The sequence below is a fragment of the Desulfosporosinus sp. BICA1-9 genome (assembly GCF_000802135.1).
The window spans coordinates 1-15,916 of sequence record NZ_JUEE01000089.1; the positions used below are offsets into that span (position 1 = coordinate 1).

General features: G+C 42.0%; 15 protein-coding genes, 1 other RNA gene and 1 pseudogene. 1 reads left to right on the forward strand and 16 read right to left on the reverse strand.

All coding sequences use genetic code 11. The annotated features are described in order from the left end of the window. From JL57_RS12085 to JL57_RS12090, 3 genes and pseudogenes are all read right to left on the reverse strand, one after another. Positions 1–278, reverse strand: a pseudogene (locus JL57_RS12085) (radical SAM protein); the annotation flags it as partial. Further along, positions 269–528: a transfer-messenger RNA gene (gene ssrA / locus JL57_RS34260) on the reverse strand. The pseudogene JL57_RS12085 and the gene ssrA, both read right to left, overlap by 10 nt. A 191-nt stretch (positions 529–719) precedes the next feature. Then, a complete protein-coding gene (locus JL57_RS12090; protein ID WP_034142304.1) occupies positions 720–1,031 on the reverse strand; it encodes a CGGC domain-containing protein in 312 nt (103 codons plus the stop codon). Between the two features lie 299 nt (positions 1,032–1,330). Here JL57_RS12090 and JL57_RS12095 point away from each other — a divergent pair, with 299 nt between their 5' ends. Further along, positions 1,331–2,740: a sorbosone dehydrogenase family protein gene (locus JL57_RS12095; RefSeq protein ID WP_034142305.1), complete on the forward strand. Its 1,410-nt coding sequence runs from the start codon at positions 1,331–1,333 to the stop codon at positions 2,738–2,740. A gap of 237 nt (positions 2,741–2,977) precedes the next feature. On the opposite strand, the gene JL57_RS34265 is transcribed toward JL57_RS12095, so the two are convergent. The 13 genes from JL57_RS34265 to JL57_RS12160 all read right to left on the reverse strand — a co-directional run bounded on the left by JL57_RS34265 (position 2,978) and on the right by JL57_RS12160 (position 15,580). Then, positions 2,978–3,712, reverse strand: a complete 735-nt coding sequence (locus JL57_RS34265; protein ID WP_291300002.1) for an alpha/beta fold hydrolase — start codon at positions 3,710–3,712, stop codon at positions 2,978–2,980. A gap of 62 nt (positions 3,713–3,774) precedes the next feature. Further along, positions 3,775–4,977 (reverse strand): LeuA family protein, encoded by a 1,203-nt coding sequence (locus tag JL57_RS12105; protein WP_291300003.1) that lies wholly within the window; start codon positions 4,975–4,977, stop codon positions 3,775–3,777. Positions 4,978–5,001: 24 nt separating this feature from the next. Continuing rightward, entirely contained in the window at positions 5,002–5,874 is an 873-nt protein-coding gene (locus JL57_RS12110) for a carbon-nitrogen hydrolase family protein (protein WP_034142306.1), read from the reverse strand. 2 nt (positions 5,875–5,876) lie between these two features. Beyond that, a complete protein-coding gene (locus JL57_RS12115) occupies positions 5,877–6,566 on the reverse strand; it encodes a cyclase family protein (protein ID WP_034142307.1) in 690 nt (229 codons plus the stop codon). After that, positions 6,550–6,801, reverse strand: coding sequence for an ATP-binding protein (locus JL57_RS12120; RefSeq protein WP_034142308.1), 252 nt, complete (start codon positions 6,799–6,801; stop codon positions 6,550–6,552). The genes JL57_RS12115 and JL57_RS12120 overlap by 17 nt, the downstream gene beginning before the upstream one ends. Before the next feature lies 1 nt (position 6,802). Then, the gene (locus JL57_RS12125) at positions 6,803–8,437 is read right to left on the reverse strand and encodes an FAD-binding protein (protein ID WP_291300004.1); all 1,635 of its coding nucleotides are present in this window, start codon (positions 8,435–8,437) and stop codon (positions 6,803–6,805) included. After that, positions 8,430–8,951, reverse strand: coding sequence for a 3-isopropylmalate dehydratase small subunit (locus tag JL57_RS12130; RefSeq protein WP_034142310.1), 522 nt, complete (start codon positions 8,949–8,951; stop codon positions 8,430–8,432). The genes JL57_RS12125 and JL57_RS12130 overlap by 8 nt, the downstream gene beginning before the upstream one ends. Before the next feature lie 2 nt (positions 8,952–8,953). Beyond that, on the reverse strand, positions 8,954–10,243 hold the full coding sequence (locus tag JL57_RS12135; RefSeq protein WP_291300005.1) for a 3-isopropylmalate dehydratase large subunit: 1,290 nt from the start codon (positions 10,241–10,243) through the stop codon (positions 8,954–8,956). A gap of 28 nt (positions 10,244–10,271) precedes the next feature. Next, a complete protein-coding gene (locus JL57_RS12140) occupies positions 10,272–11,774 on the reverse strand; it encodes a tripartite tricarboxylate transporter permease (protein WP_045691551.1) in 1,503 nt (500 codons plus the stop codon). Between the two features lie 12 nt (positions 11,775–11,786). Beyond that, positions 11,787–12,230: a tripartite tricarboxylate transporter TctB family protein gene (locus JL57_RS12145; protein WP_034142311.1), complete on the reverse strand. Its 444-nt coding sequence runs from the start codon at positions 12,228–12,230 to the stop codon at positions 11,787–11,789. A gap of 147 nt (positions 12,231–12,377) precedes the next feature. After that, on the reverse strand, positions 12,378–13,385 hold the full coding sequence (locus tag JL57_RS12150) for a tripartite tricarboxylate transporter substrate binding protein (RefSeq protein ID WP_291300006.1): 1,008 nt from the start codon (positions 13,383–13,385) through the stop codon (positions 12,378–12,380). Between the two features lie 151 nt (positions 13,386–13,536). Next, the gene (locus tag JL57_RS12155; protein ID WP_034142312.1) at positions 13,537–14,709 is read right to left on the reverse strand and encodes a pyridoxal phosphate-dependent aminotransferase; all 1,173 of its coding nucleotides are present in this window, start codon (positions 14,707–14,709) and stop codon (positions 13,537–13,539) included. A gap of 4 nt (positions 14,710–14,713) precedes the next feature. Beyond that, positions 14,714–15,580, reverse strand: a complete 867-nt coding sequence (locus JL57_RS12160) for a creatininase family protein (protein ID WP_291300007.1) — start codon at positions 15,578–15,580, stop codon at positions 14,714–14,716. Positions 15,581–15,916: the final 336 nt, after the last annotated feature.

Here is a 15,916-nt window from a genome sequence, read left to right on the forward strand (position 1 = left end):
CCTTCGCCAACCGGAACAATATCATCCAGTTCTCCATAATGATAGCAGAACTTACACTCTAAGTTACATTTGTTCGTTTTCCTGATTGAACTCAAACCGGTTCCCAACAGACAAGAACGACATCCTTTGGGGAATTTGCTTTCATTTCCCACAAAAAAAGTTCTATTCTCCAAAGTTTTCAAGCCTCTGATTTCCGACATTAACATATCATTTCTATGATCGATCGCAGCCTCAATTTGTGCAAAGGTAGCGTAAATGATTTCTTGTTGTTTTGTCATAACATCCTCATCCTCTGGCAATATTGAAAAGAATTCAAACCAAAACAACGCATCTTTCTTTGAAATTTTCATAACATGTCCTCCTATAATTAATTCTACTAAAGATTAGAGTAACCTACTTTTTTGACACCCTGGCCCTTCACCGTAGGTGCAGAAGGCAGAATGCTAGCGGCACTTAAGCAGCTAGAGCGTAATTATCGTTTGCAATTAAGAAGGTCCACCGATTAACGAGACCAGGTGGAATCTCGACGCGCAACTCATGCCACCGCTTCTTCGAGCGAGTCTAGAACGCCCCCATGTGAGTGATCTACTTTCGAAGTATAACACATTAATGCTTAAAGCCAAGCTAATCTATGGTTTTACTACATATGGAAATTTCAATACTGATAGAGCTCTACACTATCCTGTCAGCAAGAAGTCCTTTTACAATAATTATTACTTCTACCGTGTCCTTTCCTCTGGACCGTGTGTGTATCCCACAACAGTAAAATGCTCAGATAGTCGTTCAACTAATGAGGCATAGTCTGGTGACCTTGCTCTCAGGCAGGAAGAAAGGTGTACATATTCTATCCCGGCTTGAATCATGTTTTTAATCTTACGATTTAAATCACCGCCAGTGTGAGTAAACGTTAGTAATTCTATTTCCTCAGTATATCTGGTAAAGGAATCCTTTCTTTGAAAAAAAGCGTTAAGGCAGCCTTTTCCCGTGCAAATCTGCATAGTTTCTTCTCGAACTAAAATTCCAATCTTCATAAAACACACCCTTAACCATTATACTACTTAGTGAATGGATAAGGTGTGACATGCCTCACACCGTTTTGAGTAACTAGCCAATACCTTTGAATCCTCATTGGGTATGTTAATTTCAACATCGAATATGCCCCATCCCGGGGGGGCTCCCCAAATTGTGATAATTTATCCAACATTCTAAACAAAAAAGGTAGGCCCCTAGCGCTGGTGCGGAAAGATTCCCAGCCCTTAATTTGGTACTAATAGAACAGTTATAGTCATATTCTTATAAAAGATAACAATAAGAAGGAGAATAAAGTTACTTGATAAAAGTTAGTTTACGGCCCATTCTTAGTAAGATAAATTTACCCACTGTTTTAAAAACAACTATACTTCCGGGTGATTCAATCGAAAGATTATTTATTGCAACTCAGACAGGAGAGATCTTTTACATTGGAAATGGAGTTATAGGGACTTTTTTAGATATTCGCCCGCAAATCATAAAACTAGGTGCTTCTGGTCGTGGATATGATGAACGGGGATTGATAGGTCTAGCGTTTCATCCCGAATTTTATTATAACGGCCTGTTTTATCTTCATTATTCAGTGGCTGGAACACAAGGTCCAGGTGCTCTTCCTGAATCCTTTAAGCCTAACCCATGTGTCCCCAAAACCTTAAACCTAAAGTGGATAAATAGAGAAATTCAATATGATCATATTGATACAGTTGAAGAATGGATTTTACAATCGAATGGTCAACTTCAAAAACGGCGGACATTACTTAATTTAAGAAGACCATTTTTTAATCATAATGGTGTCAATAGCTTAAACGTTTCACCTGAAACTGGAAAACTTGTTTTAACAACCGGAGATGGTGGATCAGGGTATGATCCATTTAATTTAAGCCAGGATGATATGGAAATCGCCGGTAAAATAATTGAAATTGATGTAGTTAAGAATACATTTATTAATAATCCACCCGTAGTTACACGTTTTAATGAACTTCCCACATCTATTCAGGAAACGCTTACGGTAATTGCCAAAGGGGTTCGCAATATATCAGGCATTTCATTTCAATGGTTCTATAATCAGTATATCAAATATGTGGGAAATGTCGGACAGGATCTGGTAGAGTCGATTTTTTCATTTGTTCATTATAAAGCAATACCGGTTACTGAGCTTATTCATGCTTATGTAATGAAATCTGAACCTGACCAAGAAGGATTTATTAACTTTGGCTGGCGAGGGTGGGAAGGTGCTTTTCCTGCTTCGATAATAAGAGACTGCTCTGCAAATCCGACTATAAATGAAAAAACAATTGCTTATTACAATGAAGCAGTAAAAACTTCAGTGCAGCGTCTTCAGCCTCTAATTAGTTATTTTCATAAAGATCCCCGCCCCGATAAGTTTGGAGGAACTGCACTTACTGGAGTCCAGCCATATATGGGGAATGAAATCCCCGATTTAACGGGAAGTGTTGTGTTTACCGATCTAGCTCGGAATGATAAATCTCTACCGACCGTTAGAGGGGTTTTAGCTTATACCAGGGTAAGAACAGATTGTAAACTAAATGATTTTAATGTTATTGAAACCGATTATAATTTTGGGTCTCAATCAGCCTTTTATGTTAGTTTGGGAACGAATCTGGATCAAACCAGACTATATTTAGGGGTTTATGGCTCTATGAAAGTGACTGATTTTAACCAAGGTACTGTTTTTGAAATTGTTCCATGATTCATAACCAGTATGAACATCGGTAAACCTCACTTATCCATAAAATAAAATCTACTCCAAGAAAGACTGCCTACATAGCGCTACTTATAAGAAAGTGTCTGTTAGGCGACGGACTATGCCCCGCAATTCAGAGACGACCATGGAGGGGAGTCCCTTAAACGTTCCCCTCGAACTTTATTAATGCATTAAATAAGAATGTTGTGAATAATGCATGGCAACAGTGACTTATGATAAGAATTACTTACATTCTCTTTTCTTGATAAACGAAGCAATTTCTAGGATATACTTTTGTTGTTCTTCATCTGGAATCATATGCCCAGACTTCAGAAACTTTACAACCTCACAAGAGGGGATCGCTTGTGTGTACAATTGTAAAGTTTCATCTGAGATATCCGATGGTATCTTAGATTCTTTATTTCTACCAACAAAAAAAGTAACGGGGATCTGCAATTGTGACAATCGGGAAGAAAAATCAACTTCGATTGCATCTCTCTCAAGTCCTTCTAGTGCTCTACGACGCATGAAATTGAGTAGTGGCACTCCCAAATATACAAGGTTGGACCAAAAATCTACATATCCAAGACCTGGTTTACTATGTATTGGGGGTTGGTCGACGAGGATAAGTCCACGCATGTTCTGTTGATTCTTAAAACTCCATCCAAGTGCATAGGATGCACCCCGTGAAAATCCTAGAACACAATAGTTTTGAAGCTGGCAATGCTTAACAACTGCATCAATATCAGAGAGGTGATCGTCAAGATCGTAGCCTGTTGCAGGAGTTGAACTTAAACCACGACCACGAAAACTCAAGGCAACAACATGACTAGAAAGCTCGGAAAGTATTGGAATAGCCCGCTCTGCTGGCTCCCAAAGTCCGCCGATTACAAGTAGTGATGGCGTTTTACTAGAAAATATTCCATTCTCCAGTACATGTATTTTTACAGATTCATTGTGAACAAAAAAACTTTTCATCAAAAATCTCCTCCTTTCCAAATTCAGCTCACATATCTTTGAAATCGGCTTTTTGGCTAATTTTACTTTTTTACTATATCTATAAACTCCTCGTTATTGATGGCCCGTCCTAATTGGACCGATAATCCTTTAATATCATCTAATAACTGACTTAATTTCTCATCAGACGGTACTTCTAAGTTTAATTCTTTTAAACGCCAAATGATATTTGCTTTACCGCTCTTCTTCCCAACTACGATATCATGTTTTCTGCCTAACAATTCAGGCTCAAAAGGTTCCACTGTAACCGGCATTTTCGAGAGGGCTGCTACAGGGATGCCGGCCTCCCATGTAAAATTCCCACTTCCCACGATCGGCTTATGGGGAGACAGGGAATAACCTGATAATTCGCTGACTTTACTAGCCAGTGCTTGAAGCTTCGTTAAATCGACTCCTGTTTTGATCCCATAAAGCAATTCTAAGGCCATTATAATCTCTTCGGTCGCCGTGTTACCCGCCCTTTGCCCTAAACCGATAAAAGAAGAGCTAATACTGGTAGCGCCCATCCGAACGCCTTCAAGGCTATTAGCAATTGCTAAGCCAAAATCATTATGACAGTGAATTTCGAGTGGAGTATTGGTAATTTCTCTGGCGAATTTAAAAATTGCATTGATAGCTTGAGGTGTAGCAACCCCGGTTGTATCAACAAGCGTCAACCGCGCAGCTCCAGCTTCATTAACTGCCTTACGAATAATTTTTTCAATAAAACTGGGCGTTGCTCTGAACACATCCATTAGAAACAAAGATGGATTTTGTCCGTAGTCCCTTGATTGGGAAACAGCAGCATAGGCTTTTTCGATGACAGTATCTTCTTCCCAGCCAAATTGATACTTAATTCTGGGATGACCAGCTGGTATTTCCACGATTGGGCCCCAGACACCACATTCTTTGGCGGTGAGGATATCCTCCTTATTAGCCCGCGCCAAACACGTAATTTTAGCCTTTAAACCGGCATTGGCTATTCTCTTAACACTTTCTTTTTCTGCAGGACCGACGGCGGGGAAACCTGCTTCAATGTACTCAATTCCACAAGCATCGAGTTTTTGAGCAAGTTTAAACTTGGTATCTGCATCAAACATAACCCCAGGAGCCTGTTCACCGTCGCGCAAAGTAGTATCATGAATTGAGACATGTGGCAGTTTATCCTCACCATTCATAAAGTTATATGAACTCACCCAAGCATGCTCAGTTCTCCATGGTCCTTTTTCAATATCAAATTCTTTCATTTTCATTCTCCTCCTAATATAGCCTTATACCCGTTTTTTTAAAGTACGTTCCAATAATATATTATACATTCCAGGACGCCGAGCTAAATGATAAGGTAAATCGGTCCGGGCCTCATCTAGTTTTGTCAGGTCGATTGAAGCCACTACTAATTCATCGTCCTCGCCCTGAGCCTCTGCCAAAATCTCCCCTCTTGGAGATATCACTGCACTACCGCCTAGATAGGAAATATTCTCCTCCACTCCAGCCTTTGCTGCAGCAATTAGATAAATTCCGTTTTCATATGCTCTGACTGCTAATAATTGTCGCCACTGTTGCAATCGATCTCTGCGACCATAAGAAGGCGAGTTTGTTGGTAGAAATACCACCTGGGCTCCAGCCAGTGCCAAACAACGAAAACCCTCCGGAAAATGGCGATCAAAACAAATCTGAATGCCAAATTTCAACCCTTCTGTTTCAAAAACCGGGAAACCCAAATTTCCTAGAGAAAAGTACCTTCTTTCATAATTGCGCACTCTCCCCATAACGTCCGGCTGGTCTAACGGCAAATGCATTTTTCTATATTTGCCAATCATTTTTCCATCCTTATCAACTACCAGCGCCGTATTATAATAATTACTTTCCTCTCTTTCCGCATAGGGAATGATCAAAGCCATTTTATAGCTCAAAGCCATTGCGCTGATACTCTGTAAAAATTCATCGTTATCTTCCAAAAAGTATTTCCGATAGCCTGTATCCGGTTTACTTCTAGGAAAATAACCACTCAAAGCCAGTTCGGGGAAACAGGCAATTTGTACTTCTTGCTCTGCTGCACTTTGAACTAGTTGTTCCATCCGCCGGAGAGTATCATTTAAGGTAATTACGCCTCTCATCTGGATGGCCGCAATTTTTAATGCCATATCTACCCTCTCCTAGCTCTGGCCAATGCTCGGGCCGGCCCACCACTCGCTCCTACTAATTTGATAGGTAAACATATTAATTCTACCTTTCTTTCCGGCAGCTCATCTAGAGCGGTCAAGTTCTCTAAAATACATACTTCTCCCTTTAAAAGGATCTGATGCACAGGTGCGGGCGCCGGCACAACTAATTCATCCCCGATCCCATCGGGAGGAAAATCCAAACCTATCATTGGAACCTTAGAATCTACCAACCAATGAGCAAGTTCCATGGAAATATGGGGGTTGTGACTATAATAACGACTAGTGTTATAATGCTTGCTCCATCCTGTATGAAGGATCAGTCTCCAACCTTCTAAATTGGTTACTCCTATATTAACCAAACTATCTTTCACATCTACAACGGTTATGGCATAATCGTTCTTCACTTTATCTACCAAATCCACTATAACCGCCTGACCACAAAATATTTCTGGTGCTACTCTATCGATAGTTTTTCCGTCAGTATAAAAATGATAGGGTGCATCAACATGGGTACCCACATGAATACTCATAGTTAGGGAAGCATTATTTCGTCCATGGGTTTCATGAAACTGAAAAGACTCCAGTATTGTGGATGGATGGCCCGGTAATTCTCCATACCCACTTGCTATCGGCTGTGATAAATCATGGAGCCAATTATTTTGGGTCTTCAAATTTATCAACTCCCCCAATACCATAATAATCCGGCAGCTCGAAGGCTCGCCAAGGCAGAACCACGATCGCGCCACTCGGGCAAGCTAGTTCACATAGATAACAGCTTTGACAATCTAGTTCATAACGAATTTCAACACCTGAATTTTCCGTTGCAAAAAGGACATTCATGGGGCAGATTTCTACACATTGCAAGCACTCAATACATAAGTTTCTATCAATTTGCTTGATTGTCACTTTAGTCAGCCCCTTTTTTAATCCACTGGACTGTAAGATGCTTTTCATCACTCATAATTCCTAGAGGAAATTCCATGCCGGGATCCTTGGTGGAATAGTCCTCACGGTAATGTGCGCCACGAGTCTCTCTGCGTGCTAAAGCGGATATTAATGATGCTTCGGCCACCTGGGCGGAACTTCTTGCTTCATGCCATAACATTAGATCATGACTACCGTCCGCACCAATCTCATTATCTAACATCGCGGAGATTTGCCGAACCTTGGTTAACGCTTCTTTCAGTCTGTTTTCACTCTTGATCAGACTGACATCCAATCTGCTTATCAAGCCTGTTAATTCATTCAGAAGTTCCCTTGCTCCAGACTTTCTCTTCAGTGGTTGTAACATATTTGTTTCAGCAATCTGCCAAAGTTCTTCCTCCGCTGTTATTGAGTTAACCTCCAAAGCATAAGCCGCCGCATTTTGACCGGCTAAGCTACCCGTATAATTAGCCCAAGCCAAACTGATTCCAGTTATCCCAACACAGGCACCCACTATCAATCCTTTAGCTGCACAGTCTCCGGCGGCAAACAAGCCTGGAACTGTACTACAGGCATTATTGTCAATAAAAATACCAGCTGCCGAAGCGTTTGAAGTACCGGTAAATGCCGGTATCACCAATTGCCTATGGTTCGATAAATCAACCTGACTTTTTTGCAGGGCCAACATTAGGTTTGGCATTAAATTAGTCACTAAATCCCAATCCTTAAACTGCGTTAAATCCATATATATTGGACCATGACCAGCCTGAACTTCTTCTGCCATTGCTTTGACAGCAGCATTGCCATTTATTTTATTGCCTAGTGGACTACTACCATTCCTATCCAAAAAAGCCTCACCTTGTTCATTAACATACCGTCCTCCATGAGCCATGAACTTAGACTGTCCATAGGAATCAAAAGCAGCCAAACTGACATTATAATGGTTTCCGTATTCCATATAAGCAAGCAGGGCTTTTGCCTGCAGAGCTAGACGCAAACCTTCTCCCGCCACCACATCTTGTCCAAAGAAGGGGCCTCTGTAGCTACACCCTCCCGAAGCAAGCACTATCGACGGGGCACTCACTTTTACTGTTTCACCGGTCAAAACGTTAAAACCAACTACTCCAGCCGGGCAGCCGTCTGACATAACGATTTGTTCAATACTGACACGTTCCAAAAAACGAACTCCTAAATCCAAGCACCGTCTGCGATTTTCCTCTTGAAATTGCAACATTGGGGCCAAAACACATTTAGTCATCGGCCCCCGGCCTGAGCGACGTATAAATGATCCAGCGGAATCCATCGCAAAAGGGAAACCGGACTTATGCAATTCTTCGACTAATCTATATTGACCCTCTAAAAAGCTCCTAATCCGCTCCTCATAATTTAGACCTTCACCGGCATTTATATAATCATTTACCCAATCGTCTAGTGCATCTTCTTCAGGAAACCAGCAGAGAATATCACCGGCAGCAAACGCAGTAGGGCCACTGGTACCAATGCGCGCTTTATCTATTAATACTACACGCGACCCTTTTTCCGCCGCCGTACGGGCAGCGTTTAATCCTCCAAGCCCCCCGCCCACTACGATTACATCTGTATTTATAATATTATCCAACGGAATCACCACAACCGGCCTTCAATTTGTCAGATGTATAGGGAATGATTCCACCGCTTTCTAGGATCCTAACCATTACCGGAGGTAATTGGGCAAAGCTAATTTCAACCCCAGTTGTAAGATTTTTTACTTTGCCTTCTGCCAAAGAAACCTCAAGCCTGTCCCCTTCAGAAACAATTTTTGTAATTCCAGGCAATGGTATCGCAGCCATCCCGATATTAAAAGCATTCCGAAAGAAGATACGCGCGAATGATTCTGCTAAGACGACTGAAATACCGGCAAACTTTAGAGCCTTGGCAGCATGTTCACGACTTGAACCACAGCCAAAGTTTTTCCCGGCAACAATAATATCTCCCTGCTGCACACCGGCAGTAAATTCAGGTCGCACTGCCTCAAGCGCGTGGTGTGCAAGTTCATATGGATCAGTTATTGGCAAATACTGACCAGGTATCAATTGTCCTGTATCAACTCCATCTGATAATAACCATACTCTTCCGGAATAATTGGTTCCCATTTTTAGTCCTCCTTTAGATAAGATCGTGGGTCGACTATGTGCCCTGCTACAGCAGAGGCAGCCACGGTTGCAGCATTACCAAGATATATTTTTGCTTTCGGTGCACCCAGCCTAGCCACAAAATTTCGGCTTCCGGTAGTAATACAAGTCTCATCATTGGCCATCGCCCCCATACCGTAGGCGCCGCAAGGTCCACAACAAGGATAACTGACTATCGCACCTGCCTGCATGAAAATATCCAGTAAGCCCTCTTGGGAAGCACGCAGCCAGAGTGGACGTGTAGAAGGTACTATAAGTAGACGTACTCCAGGTGCGACTTTCTTGCCTTTCAGAATACGGGCGGCTGCTTCTATATCCTCGTATCGCCCATTGGTACAAGTTCCAATGATTGCTTGGTTAATAGTCACACATTCCTTCTCTATTTCCACAGCCGTCTTTACTTTGTCAGGAGAATAGGGTTCAGCTACCAAAGGTTCCAGATCAGATAAATCAATATCTATCTGTTTCAAATATTTAGCGTCCTTGTCACTTTTCAAAATAGGATAGTTTTGAATACCTTTTTGATTCAAATAATCCTTAGTAATTTCATCCGGCTCAAAGACCGCGTTTTTAGCTCCCGCTTCCAAGCACATATTACATAGTGACATACGGCTGTCCATCGATATTTCGCCAGTTGCGGGCCCTAAAAATTCAACTGCTTTATAATCAAAACCGCTCGTCCCTACCATGCGCAATAAATGTAAGGCAATATCTTTACCATAAACGCCCGTGGTTAAAGACCCTTTCATTTCAATCCGAACTGTTTCCGGCACCATAAACCACAGACGTCCGGTCGCCAAGACCGAGGCCATTTCACTGGAACCAATCCCTGTCGCAAAAGCTCCTAAAGCGCCTGCGGTGACAGTATGAGAATCGGTAGCCACAAACACCATTCCGGGTACAACATGTCCTCTTTCCGCAATCAAATCGTGACAAACACCCTCGCCTGTATCATAGAAATTTTGAATGCCTTGTTCTTTTGCAAAAAGGCGCATCAAATGATGATTCTCGGCTGCTTTCTCAGTCTGTGACGGAGTACGGTGGTCTATTACCATCACTACGCGGCTGTGGTCCCAAACTTTTTTAACCGGTAATTTAGAGAACTCCAGCAATGTCATTGGTCCTTGATGATCATGAGTCATTACTAAGTCAACTTTGCTATCAATAAAATCTCCTGCCCTGACTTTATCTCTGTCAGTCGACAGGGCTAAAATTTTTTCGGTTAGGGTTGAACCAACTATACTTTCTGACACTTTATTCACTTCCCCTTGTGTTCTATTATTACGTTTCAGTTACTCGATTGCGTCGGAACAGCTTGGCAATAAACGGAGAGAAAATTGCTCCGGCAATTAGAATAATGAGAATAACGCTAATCGGACGACTGAAATAATAACCAGCTAAATTGCCATGCGCTAAAACGACTGATTGTCCAAAGCCTTTTTCAGCCATCGGTCCCAGAATTAGTCCCAACACAACAGGCGCCGGATGAAATTGGTACTTACGCATGATATATCCTATTAACCCAAATACTATCATCACCCAAACATCAAACATGCTGTTGCCCATAGAAAATGAACCTAGTACACAAAGGGCAGTAACAATCGGTGCTAAAACTCTATTGGGGATCCTAGTAATATTTGTAGCATATCGGGCAATAATCATCCCAAAAACACCCATTAATATATTAGCAACGAGAAAACCTACCATAACCGTATAGGTTACATCTGCATATTTTGTGAACAACTCCCGACCAGGCATCAATCCTTTAATCATTAAGGCTCCCAACAATACCGCCGCAGTTCCGCTTCCAGGAATACCCAAAGTCAATAGTGGAATCAGGGAACCTCCAGTAACAGCATTGTTGGCTGACTCACTTGCCGCTACCCCTTCGATAGAACCTTTACCAAATTCTTTTTTATTCTTGGAAAAACGTTTTGCTTCATTATAGCTGACCCACGAAGCGATATCCCCGCCGGCACCGGGCAAAATTCCTATTAAGACTCCAATTCCCGACGAACGAATAACAGCTATCCAAACTTTCTTTACTTCTGACAGTGTCGGTACCCAACGCCAATCTAACACTTTGCGCGTTTCGAACTTCCCTTGTTCCTTTGCTGTCTCTACCATTATCATCACCTGAGAGAGCGAAAACAGACCAATCATCGCCGGAACAAAAGAAACCCCGGATATTAAACCGGTAATTCCAAATGTAAAGCGCGGAAATCCCGAACTTAAATCCGTACCGAAGGTCGCTAAAAGTAAGCCTAGAAACCCTGAAATTAGTCCCTTCAGTAAAGAATCTGAGGCTACTCCAGCAATCATTGTCAAACCGAAAACAGCCAAGAGAAAGTAATCTGACGGTCCAAATAATAATGAAACTTTAGACAAAGGGGGCGTGAGCGCAAGGAGTGCAATACCACTGACAACCCCACCAAACACTGAACTATAGGTTGATATTCGCAAGGCCGACCCAGCTTTACCTTGTTTCGTCAATTCGTACCCGTCAATAGCTGTTGCAGCTGAAGCCGAAGTCCCTGGAGTGTGAAGCAATATCGCCGATATGGAACCGCCATAGATAGCCGACGTATATAGTGCTACCAGCATAAGCAGACCTGCAGATGTCTCCATACCAAATGTCACCGGCACCAGTAATGCCACACCCATATTGGCTGTCAGACCAGGCAAAGAACCAATCACAATACCGCCGATAATTCCTATAAATATGGCAATCATACTATTGAATGTAAACACATTAGTAAGAATCGTGGAGATAGAAACATCCATATTTACACCCCATTAAAACAAAATCCCCTTTGGAAGAGGCACACGTAATTGTAATACAAAAAGCAAATAGACTACACTTAAGAGACTGGCAAGGGATATTAAAATCGTTAAGTAATTTTTAACTCCTAAATACATCATAAATAGTGCCCCAAAAATAGCTGTCGAAACAAAAAAACCAAGGTATTGAACTCCAAATACGTAGATAACACAAAAGATTAAAGTCAGATAGGGTCGACCAGCTTTTCTAAAATCGATTTTTACTTCATTAGAAGTTTCAATTTTCTTAGAACGAAAAGTAGTCCACAGTAAAATGAGACTAAAGATAAAAATGAAACTTAACATCACTTTAGGAAATGTATCTGCACCACTTGGGAAACCTTCTGCGATCACATAAAGGCTAATACTCATTACAAGCAAAAAAAGTACAATTATTCGATCCACGGTACGTTGACTCATAGCTTATCATCCTATTCAACAATTTAATGGGTTAGTCCGAATCCTAAAATCCTTTTGAGGATTTCAGGATTCGAGGATACCCTTTAGTCTTGATAAATCTTAAATCAGATATTTATCAGTTGAATAATTCTTAGATTCCCTTGGGTATTACCATCCCATGAGATTCTTAACGAGTTGTTCATTGGTTTTTAGGAATTTTGCATAATCGGCACCAGTCTTGACATCCAAAGCCAGGCCCATTTCTTTTGCTTTTGCCTGATGTGCCGGGTCATTTATAGTCTTTTTCAGTGTATCGGTGATTTTAGCAATCTCATCCGCTGGTGTTCCTGCTGGGGCTGCAATACCACGTCCGGCGAAAGCAATAGCATCAATGCCTTGTTCCTTAAAGGTTTTAACGCCAGGAAGGAATTCAGATTCCTTATCGTTTAAGATTCCTAAAACCCGAATTTTCCCTTCTTTTTGCAGGCTGAGTACTTCACTGACATTAGCTCCAACAACATCAACATGCTTGCCAAGGAGTTGGGTTAAGCTGTCTGCTGTTCCGGTATTTTGAATTACACTAAATTTAGCACCTGTAGCTTTTTCAACCTGCATGCGTCCGAGATCGTCATCGCCACCAACCCCATGACAGGCAATCGTTACTTTGCTAGGATTTGCTTTTGCATAATCCAGCAGATCTTGCAAGGTCTTAAACTGACTATCCGCATTGACAATCCAAACTCCGGCGTCTGTAACATGGTTCATAATCGGAATAAAGCTTTCCAAATTCTCTGTCCTTTTCAGTTTGGGATCGAGATAACCAGAAAACATGTTTGGTACATTTATATAGCCGATAGTATATCCATCCGGTTTAGCATTAGCCAGTTGACCCCAGCCAGTCCAGCCACCGCCGCCAGTCACGTTTTGCACTGTCACAGGTTGTCCCAGTTGTTTTTCTAATCCAGCAGCTAATAACCTTGCTGTTGTGTCGGTTCCACCAGGTCCATAAGCCACGATCAAAGTTACAGCCCGATTGGGATAATCACTTGCTGCTTTCTGGGTACCTTTGTCCTGCGGCTTGGCAGTATCAGTAGTTCCACAAGCAGTTGTAAACAGGGTAACTGATGTAATTAATGCACCAATAGCAAATAGACGAATACCTTTGCCAATTTTCATTTTTAAAAGACCTCCTTAATTATTCTAATTAGGAATTCCAATATGAAAAGCTAGCTATGTTGGCAACGAATTTTTTTACTTTTTACTCTTTTTCACTCCTTCTTAAATATTGATTAAGCCTTACCTCCCTCTTAAAATAATTTAATATCTTCTACCACTTACCCAAAACCCTTGCCATCCGGTTGAAGCCCTCTTCCACTTCTATATATGGCCTCAATAAGGAAATGCGGACAAAACCCTCTCCTGCCGGTCCAAAGGCTGTTCCGGGAAATACCATCACATTAGCCTGATCCAAAAGACGTACGCTAAAATCAAAACTACTTAAACCGTACTTTGAGATTTGAGGGAAAATATAAAAAGTGCCCATAGGCTTCACATACGGTATTCCGATTTCATCCAGACGCTGCATAGCTAAATTGCGTCGTTCTTCATAGATCTTAACCGTCTCCGCTACCGCTCCTTGATTATCGTTAAGAGCCGCCAAACCAGCTGCTTGGCTAACCGCTGGCGCGCAAATTGTTAAACTGTAGTGCACTTCCAGCATAGGCTGTACAAGCTCGGCTGGACCTGCTAAATAACCTAAACGCCAGCCTGTCATAGAGTATGTTTTGGAAAAACCATTGATCACAATTGTTCTTTCCTTCATCCCCGGCAAGGCGGCAATACTGGTCCATGGTACCCGTTCAAATAATAATCCGGAATACAATTCATCGGAAATAACAATTAAATCATGCTTTATAGCAAAGTCGGCAATTTCAGTCAGTTCTTCTATCCCCATTAAAGTACCTGTAGGATTATTCGGATTGATTAAAAGCAGGATCTTACTTCTTGGTGTAACTATTTTCTCCAATTCTCTTACCGTAACTGACCAATTGTCCTCTGCAAATGTAGGGACCGGAGCCAATCGACCGCCTGCCAGGGCGATGGAAAAATCATAAGGAGTGTACCGCGGTTCTGGAACCAGGATCTCATCTCCGGGATTCACTAAAGTAAGAATTGTGGTGACAATGGCCTCTTGGGCACCCGTCGTAACCATAATTTCCTGGGCCGGATCATAAGCTACTTTATCGAAATCGGCTAGATATTTAGCGATAGCTTTCCGCAATGGCAAAATACCAGCCCAAGGGGAATAGTGTGTAGCACCGTTCACAAGAGCATCCTGGGCAGCTTTAATAATATACTGAGGAGTTTCCAGATCCGGGTCCCCCCGTCCCAAGTTAACTGTGTCTTTGTAATTGGCAGCAATCTCCATCATTTTAGCCCGTTCGGAGACACCTTCCAGACGTACCCTTTCTGCTAAAAAACGTTGTAAGGATTTACTCACTGCTTTACCACCTTTCGGGGAAATCCCGTTTTGTAATGGTTACTTCGGTATCCTTAAGCTTAATTAAAAATTCCGCAAACAAATCAATCATTCGTGAATATATTTTTTCTCCTTTTTCTGCGCTAGCCAAAAAAGGATTGCCCATAACTCCAGCCTCTGAGTACTCCCATTGATCAAAAGCGACATGAATCGGGTATCCTTTGTACTTCATATTAAACCCGGAACCACTGTCTTTCTCACACCCCTCAGGCAACCAATCTGGTGAAAAAGGAAGCCCTTTAACCATGCGCTCAGTGCGCACTAATTCTGGACAAAACAGCATAGCACCAGAAGTTTCTACCTCCCCACAATGCCAACCAGGTAATTCGTCGGGTCCGTCGATCAGATCCTGGCAACGATCCGCAAACATTTCCGTGTCCCCGGCATAAGCAACAGCCAATGCTCCAGTTTCATAGCGCAGCGCACGGATAACATAATCCAGTGTAGGCATGTTAGCAGTGTGTCCAGTAACAAATACTATCTTCTTAAATCCATGATAGATTAGGCTGCGTCCGATATCATACATCACATGGTAAAACGTTGATGCGCTTAAAGTAAGAGTTCCGGGCTCATTCGGCCGCATATGGAAAGGACTGTAGCCATACGGCATCAAAGGAGCTACTGGTACTTGGGCCTTCTTGGAAGCCTCCATAGCCACATAATACCCGGCATAACTGTCAATACCGCACGGAAGATGAGGGCCATGCTGTTCCGTACTCCCGACAGGAACCACTACCACATCGGTCTTACTAAGCATCTCTTTGACATCCGGCCAAGCCATATCAAATATTCTTAGTTTCTGTGCTTCATAGTCTTTGTCCATCGTGTTCATTAATAATTCCTCCTTGTAAGATAGATATAGGGTCGATGGTTCAAAACCAACCCGAACGTTCCTTGATAACTTACTCCTTATTGTTCAGATGAATTAGTTGACACGTTGGACCTCAATCAGTAAATATCGTGCTATAATCACTTTTGGCAGAGAGATAGATGTGCGTTCCTCCTGGATCCCTCTTTTTGAGGCTTATCCGTAAAATAGCGTGTCACTCCACAAGAATGATTCGATGTTTAGCTGGTTGGGTCACTATTCTAGTGTTACCCGTTTCAAATGCAAGGTTGTTTGACATTCTTCTTAAGTGGATGCTCTGATTCATTCTGTTTGAAAGGT

Coding starts and splice junctions, on each gene's coding strand:
- JL57_RS12090 (WP_034142304.1), bottom strand. CDS start 1,031: ATGAAGATTGGAATTTTAGTTCGAGAAGAAACTATGCAGATTTGCACG.
- JL57_RS34265 (WP_291300002.1), bottom strand. CDS start 3,712: ATGAAAAGTTTTTTTGTTCACAATGAATCTGTAAAAATACATGTACTG.
- JL57_RS12105 (WP_291300003.1), bottom strand. CDS start 4,977: ATGAAAGAATTTGATATTGAAAAAGGACCATGGAGAACTGAGCATGCT.
- JL57_RS12110 (WP_034142306.1), bottom strand. CDS start 5,874: ATGGCATTAAAAATTGCGGCCATCCAGATGAGAGGCGTAATTACCTTA.
- JL57_RS12130 (WP_034142310.1), bottom strand. CDS start 8,951: ATGGGAACCAATTATTCCGGAAGAGTATGGTTATTATCAGATGGAGTT.
- JL57_RS12140 (WP_045691551.1), bottom strand. CDS start 11,774: ATGGATGTTTCTATCTCCACGATTCTTACTAATGTGTTTACATTCAAT.
- JL57_RS12145 (WP_034142311.1), bottom strand. CDS start 12,230: ATGAGTCAACGTACCGTGGATCGAATAATTGTACTTTTTTTGCTTGTA.
- JL57_RS12150 (WP_291300006.1), bottom strand. CDS start 13,385: ATGAAAATTGGCAAAGGTATTCGTCTATTTGCTATTGGTGCATTAATT.
- JL57_RS12160 (WP_291300007.1), bottom strand. CDS start 15,580: ATGAACACGATGGACAAAGACTATGAAGCACAGAAACTAAGAATATTT.